At 63.8% G+C, this 6220-nt stretch carries 7 protein-coding genes; 1 reads left to right on the top strand and 6 read right to left on the bottom strand.

What is annotated here, in order from left to right:
- Nucleotides 1-375 precede the first annotated feature (375 nt).
- From IEX61_RS07725 to IEX61_RS07705, 5 genes are all read right to left on the bottom strand, one after another.
- Nucleotides 376-1431: a TRAP transporter substrate-binding protein gene (locus IEX61_RS07725; RefSeq protein WP_157057728.1), complete on the bottom strand. Its 1056-nt coding sequence runs from the start codon at nt 1429-1431 to the stop codon at nt 376-378.
- A gap of 15 nt (nt 1432-1446) precedes the next feature.
- Complete coding sequence (locus tag IEX61_RS07720; RefSeq protein ID WP_054670889.1) at nt 1447-2127, bottom strand: response regulator; 681 nt, start codon at nt 2125-2127, stop codon at nt 1447-1449.
- Nucleotides 2099-3751 carry an ATP-binding protein gene (locus IEX61_RS07715; RefSeq protein WP_188817429.1) on the bottom strand — a complete coding sequence of 551 codons (1653 nt, stop codon included), beginning with the start codon at nt 3749-3751 and terminating at the stop codon, nt 2099-2101. Before IEX61_RS07715 ends, IEX61_RS07720 begins: the two co-directional genes overlap by 29 nt.
- 18 nt (nt 3752-3769) lie before the next feature.
- Entirely contained in the window at nt 3770-3988 is a 219-nt protein-coding gene (locus IEX61_RS07710; protein WP_054670894.1) for a hypothetical protein, read from the bottom strand.
- 95 nt (nt 3989-4083) lie between these two features.
- On the bottom strand, nt 4084-4719 hold the full coding sequence (locus tag IEX61_RS07705) for a stage II sporulation protein M (protein WP_054670884.1): 636 nt from the start codon (nt 4717-4719) through the stop codon (nt 4084-4086).
- 80 nt (nt 4720-4799) lie between these two features.
- Here IEX61_RS07705 and pdaB point away from each other — a divergent pair, with 80 nt between their 5' ends.
- The gene (gene pdaB / locus IEX61_RS07700) at nt 4800-5564 is read left to right on the top strand and encodes a polysaccharide deacetylase family sporulation protein PdaB (protein ID WP_054670881.1); all 765 of its coding nucleotides are present in this window, start codon (nt 4800-4802) and stop codon (nt 5562-5564) included.
- Here the strand turns inward: pdaB and IEX61_RS07695 are convergent, their stop codons facing one another.
- Nucleotides 5565-6206, bottom strand: a complete 642-nt coding sequence (locus tag IEX61_RS07695; protein WP_188817427.1) for a KinB-signaling pathway activation protein — start codon at nt 6204-6206, stop codon at nt 5565-5567.
- Nucleotides 6207-6220: the final 14 nt, after the last annotated feature.

The raw sequence follows: 6220 nt of genomic DNA, 5'->3' as shown, positions 1-6220 counted from the left end.
GGCGCGCCGCCAGCGTTCGTCCTGAGCCAGGATCAAACTCTCCATGCAAACCCGCCGGCACCAGGCCGCCTCCGGACCACACGCCCGGTTGCGACCCCCGCGCCCGGCGGCCATGAAGCGTTTGTCCGAAATCCCGGCCGCGTCGGCTGCGCTGCTTCCGTTTTCAAGGAACCGTCATCCGTTTGCCGCGCCCTCTCGCGCGGCGGCGTATATGAATATAGCACGGAAGAGATCGCGAGTCAATACAGAAATTTTTTCTTGAGAATGCAGTTTTTGACCCGGCGCCCCGCGCCCCAACCAAATCCACGCCTTCACGCCGACCAGTGTACCACAAAAACGCGCATGACGACGATTTTCCTACCCGTCAGACCCGCCTCACCGGTTTGGCAACTCCGCGGCGGTCAGCGCGCGCAGCTCACGCATGAGGTCGGAACCGATCTGCTGTTCCATCCATTTGTCGAGATCACCAAAGGCCGCACGCCACGCCTGTCGCTCTTCCGGGGTTTGCACGTGGATCTCCATGCGCCCCGTCCGTTTGAGCAATTCCAGCGCTTCGACGTTGGCCGCGCGGGCGTACTGGCGAATCCACGCCGTCGTCTCATCCAGCGCCCGCTGCACCTGGCGACGGATGTCGGGTGGCAGCGACTCCCAAAAGTCGCGGTTGGCGATCACCACATACCCCAAATAGCCGTGGTTGCTGATGGTCAGGTACCGCTGCACCTCATACAACCGCCGGGTGTAAATGTTTGAGAGGGTGTTTTCTTGTCCGTCAACAGCGCCACGTTCGAGGGCCGCGTAGAGCCGGTCAAAGGGGACGTGAACGGGGTGGGCCCCCAACAACCGAAACTGCTCGTCCAACACGGGGCTGCCCATCGTCCGAAACACCAGCCCGCGGAAATCCTCCGGCCGGCGCAACGGCCGGACGCTCGACGTCATCTGCTTGAAGCCGTTGTCCCAGATGGCCAGTCCCACCAGGTTGTCGCGGGTCAGACCGGCGAGCAACCGCTGACCGATGGGACCGTCCATGGCTCGTGCCACGGCTTCCTCGTTCGGAAAGGCATAGGGAAGGTCAAACACTTGCCACTCGGGGAACTCATGAACGATCTTGGCCGTCGCCGGCGCAATCAGTTCGACATCACCGCGGCGCACGGCCTCCATCTCGTCGTCATCGGAGTAGAGCTGGGCGTTGGGAAAGACGCGCACCTCCACGCGCCCACCCGTGTACCGATGAACAAGCTCGGCGAAGCGCCGCGCCGCCTGCCCCTTGGGCGTATGCTCCGCCACCACATGGGAAAACCGGATCACGATACGCTCGTCCAACCCCTCTTGTTCCGGGTCGGCCGGCAACGCACCCGTCGCGACGCATCCCGTCAACATCAACAGCAAGACGCATGCTCCGCTTCGTTTCCACCGCTTTCGCCACATGGCCATCCCCGCCTCCCGGGTTTATGCCGGTGATCCCCCCACCCACCGATACCGGTGGGCCGGTCGCCCAACCGTCCCGTATTCCATCTCCAATCGCACGCGCCCCAAGCGGTTCAGATAATCCAGGTACCGTCGGGCCGTCACCCGCGACAACCCAAGGCCGGCCGCCACCTCGTCCGCCGTAAGCGGTGTGGCGCTCGCCGCCAGCAGGTCTTCCACCTGCTGCAAGGTCCACGCGTGCAACCCCTTCGGCAGTGTCGCCTCGGCTTCTATTCCCCCTCGGAGATGGTCCCAGTCGTCCTGCTCCACGGTCTTCCCCGTCGCCAGCTGGCGAAACTGCCGGTACCGCTCCAGCGCCGCCTTGAGGCGTTCAAAGCGAAAGGGCTTGACCAAGTAATCGACGGCCCCGTAGCGAAAGAGCGTTTCCACCGTCGGCGCGTCCTGCGCCGCGGTGACGGCGATCACGTCAATGTCCGCCTCTTCCTTCCGCCACGTCTTGAGCAGGGTCAAGCCGTCCTGGCCCGGCATGTAAATGTCCAGCAGCACGAGGTGGGGACGCACCGCCTTGGCCAGACGCAGGGCCTCGAAGCCGTCCCGCGCCATCCCCACCACGCGAAACCCGGGAACGCGCTCGACCATTTGGCGATTCACATCGCACACCAAGGGGTCGTCTTCAACCAGCAAGGTGCGAATGACCTCCATGGTTCTCCCCACCCCCTTCTCCCGGTCGTGCGCCCGGTTGCCGCATCGGAAGGGTGATGTGAAACACGGTTCCTTCCCCGACAGCCGAGTCGACGGCAATCTCGCCGCCGGCGTTTTCCACAATCTCCCGAACAAGGGACAAGCCAATCCCCCGGTTCGGGTCTCCCGTTGTCGTGAACCCCCGCTCAAACATGCGCGACAGGAGCGCTGCGGGGATGCCCGGGCCGTTGTCGGCCACGGTGATGGACAGCGCATCCGGCGTTTGGTCAATGCGCACATAGACCTCTTTGTCTTTTTGGGAAACCGTTTCCAAGGCATCCATCGCGTTTTCCAGCAGGTTGCCCAGCACCACCACCAGGTCGTAACTGCTTACACCATCGGGCAAGGTCTCAAGGCAACTGGCCTCGTCCAGGACCACGCGAATCCCCCGCTCGCGGCCGCGGCTCACTTTTCCGAGCAGCACCCCGGCCACGGCCGGATCGCCAATGCGCTTCAGGACGAAGCGAGAGAGCGCCTCTTGTTCCTGGGTCGTTTGGGTGATGAACGAAAGGGCCTCTCTGGTCTGGCCCAGCTGGATCAAACCCGCCAACGTATGCAATTTATTCAAATGTTCGTGATTTTGCGCGCGCAACGCGTCAACCAGCGCCTTTACTCCGGTCAGCTCTTCGGCCAGCCGATGCACGTCGGTGCGGTCCTGGAAAACGCCGACAGCCCCCACCACCCGACCACCGGAACGGATCGGCACGCGCGTCGAGACGATATGCGCACCGCGCACGCGAATCTCCTGGCCAAATACCGGCTTGCCCGAGTGCAAAATCTCGGGCAAGCGGGTGTCGGGAATGACGGCACGGATCGGCTGCCCCACGGGATTGCCGGTGATGCCGAGGAGGCGTTTGGCCGCCTCGTTGATGATGGTGATCCGCTCCTGGGCGTCAATGGCCACAATCCCCTCGTGGATGGCGTTGAAGACGGCCATCCGCTCTTCGAACAGCTGGGCAATCTGGTAGGGCTCCAGGTTGTAGATCTGCCGTTTGATGTGCCAGGCCAAGAGCCACGACCCCGCCGCCCCCAGCAGCAAGGCCGCTCCGGCCGTCACCGCGAGCTCGCGCCACACGGCGGCCAGCATGGCGCCCCACGTCGGCAGCAGCACGCCGACGAGGACGACGCCGATCTGGCGGCCGTCCCGGTCAATCACCGGAACAAAGGCGCGCACCGCCGTGCCCAGGACGCCCTTCTCCTTCGACAGGTACGTGTGCTCGGCAAAGGCCGGTCCCGCGTCGGCGGCCTCAAGACGCGTGCCGATGCGCGACGAGAGCGGGTGCGTGTAGCGCACGCGGTCCATGTTGAGGACCACGATGTAATCCACCTGGTTGACGACCCGGATGCGCTCCACGACCGGTTGGAGCAGCGTGTGCCCATCCGGCCGGAGCAAGGCCTCCTGTACGGTGGGCATGGCCGCCACCGACTGCGCGACGAGGAGCGCGCGCTGCCCGCGCTCTCGCTCTTCTACCGCCGATCCGTAGACGAGGATGCGGGCCACAAACGCGATCAAGACCAGAAAGACAATGGCAATGGAAAGAAACGTAATTTTCCAACGAATCGGAAGTCGCGAAAATCCCCTCATGGGTTCATTGTACCATGATCAGTGCGTCATGCGCTTGCGGGCGTAGCGCGCCAACTCTTGCGGCGGCGCGATGCGCGCGTACAGGCGGAAGATCACCGCATAGCGGTCCTCGATGGCCCGGCGGACGACGCTGTCCAGGCGCCGGTCGTTCAAGTCGAGGAGCATTTCTTCCAGTTCACGGCGCAGCAGGTACTCCAGCTCTTTGCATTCCTTTCCCGAGAGGAGAAATCCGAGCACCGCCACCGTTGCCTTCACCTCGCCTTCTTCTTGGCTCTAGTGTAAGACAACTGGCGGCGGGCTTATGCACGGACAAGACGCCGAGATGCGCCCCGTCACCGCAACTGGAGCCAGTCGACGACGAGCGGCGTGACCGTCGACTCGATCAGCGCCGCGCCCAGAAGAAGGACGGCGATGGCCGCTACCACCACCGGCAGTTGGCGCAGGTCGCGCGCAAACCGGTCAAGCGCCGCCTGCCGCGCCATGGGGGACAAAAGCCCGCCGAGCAGCTGCACGGAACGCACGCCCAAGGCCAACCCGAACGCGCCGGCAAGCAGCAAAGCCGGAAACTCCAGCACGCCATGGGGCAGAATGCCCGCGAGAAACCACGCCAGCGGATCTTCACCTTGGCGCGCCAGCATGCGCAGGAAAAAGCCGATCACGAGACCGTTGGTCGCAAGCGCCGCCAGGGGGAACAAGCCAAAAAAGATGCCCAGCCCCACCGTCGACGCCGCAACAACGAGGTTGTTCAGCAGGATGGTGCCAAAAAAATAGGTCCAGCTCTGACGGGCGGCAATCGCCTCGGCCAGTTCGCGCAACCGGGCAAACAAGCTGTCCACCACATCGGGCCGCTGTGCCCACAGCGCGTCAAAGCTCACATACCCGAGCACCGCCCACAGGGCAAACCACGCGGTCGCTATCGCCAAGTACCGCCGCTTGTCCGCCAAGGCGTCACGCAACGCGCTCCACACAGTCCTTCGCCTCCCATCATATCCCCGTCCACCGCGCATAAAAGTGGAGAAGGACGACTCCACGCAGGAGGTGAACCGGTATGGCCTGGTTCTGGGTCATCAACGGGCGGAAGTGGAAGCAAGCCTTCGTGGTCGCGGCCGCGTTCCTCTTCGCCCTTGGCGTCGTTTATGCCGAACGGGACCAGATCACCGTCTTCGCGCCGGCCGACGGGCCAAAAGCGATCTACAACGTCCCCACCGACGAAAAGAAGATCGCCCTCACCTTCGACATCAGCTGGGGCGAAGAGCGCGCCGGCCCCATCCTCGACGTCCTCGAGCAAAAAGGAATCGCCGACCGCGTCACCTTTTTCCTTTCCTCCCCCTGGAGCCGCGACCACCCGGAGATCGTCAAGCGCATCGTCAAGATGGGCGCGGAAATCGGCTCCCACGGCCACCGACACGTCAACTACTCCACGCTGTCGGATGAGGAAATCCGCAAGCAGATTCAAACAGCCCACCGCATCCTCACCGAACTGACCGGAAAGCCTCCGCGGCTGATCCGGCTGCCCAACGGTGATTTTGACAAGCGGGTGCTGCGCATCGCCCACGAGCTCGGCTACACCGTCATCCAGTGGGACACCGACTCCCTTGACTGGAAGAACCCCGGCGTGCAAACGATCATCAACCGCGTGCTGTCGAAAGCGCACCCGGGTGACATCGTCCTGTTTCACGCCAGCGATTCCGTCAAGCAGACCCACGAAGCGTTGCCCATCATCATCGACGAGCTGAAGAAGCGCGGCTATCGCTTCGTCACCGTTTCGGAACTGATCACCGGAACCGACCGCCGGTTGCACGAGCTCAACTGATCACCCGCGCCGCGGCCGCGCCGCACCCAGGCCAAGCGACACCCGTCGTTTGGCCTCCTCGGTTTCTTCCGATCCGGTCAGCTTGTGCAGCGTCAGCACCTGCCACGTGTTGCAGCAAAGAAGCGGGATCAGCATTAGGGCGATCTGCACGGGGTTGTCGCCCCGGAGCACCGGAACGGCCTCGAGGAGCGTGCCCGCAAACAGGTAAAACAGCGTGGGCACAAAGGCCCGACGATGGGTGAGGCGCGCCTTCCACCACGCTCCGGCGACGGCCCATGCCAGCACCCCGGCCGGGAGCGCGAAATAGGCAAGCAGCGGCTCCCCCGCGCCAAACGCCGCGTGGCGCAAGTAGGCCACGTCAACAAAGGCCACGGCCACCAACACCAGCAAGAAGCCGTTCCACACAAACGGGCGGCGCACCAAGCCCAAACCCAGCCGCTGAACCCACAGGAAGGCAAACAACCCCATCTGGCTGACCGCACCGAACAACAGGCCAAACCACGCATACGACACCGCGGCCACCAGCACCTCAGACGGGCTGGTCAGCGTCGCCCGCGTCAAGAAAAGGCCCGTGATCAAGGCGGAACCCGCACCAACGGCGAGCGTCTTTCCAAACCAGGACAGCCACTTGCGAACGGTCACGATCGGCCCCTCCA

Source organism: Calditerricola satsumensis, assembly GCF_014646935.1.
Taxonomy (GTDB): domain Bacteria; phylum Bacillota; class Bacilli; order Calditerricolales; family Calditerricolaceae; genus Calditerricola; species Calditerricola satsumensis.
This window is presented reverse-complemented; position numbering and strand designations above follow the sequence as displayed.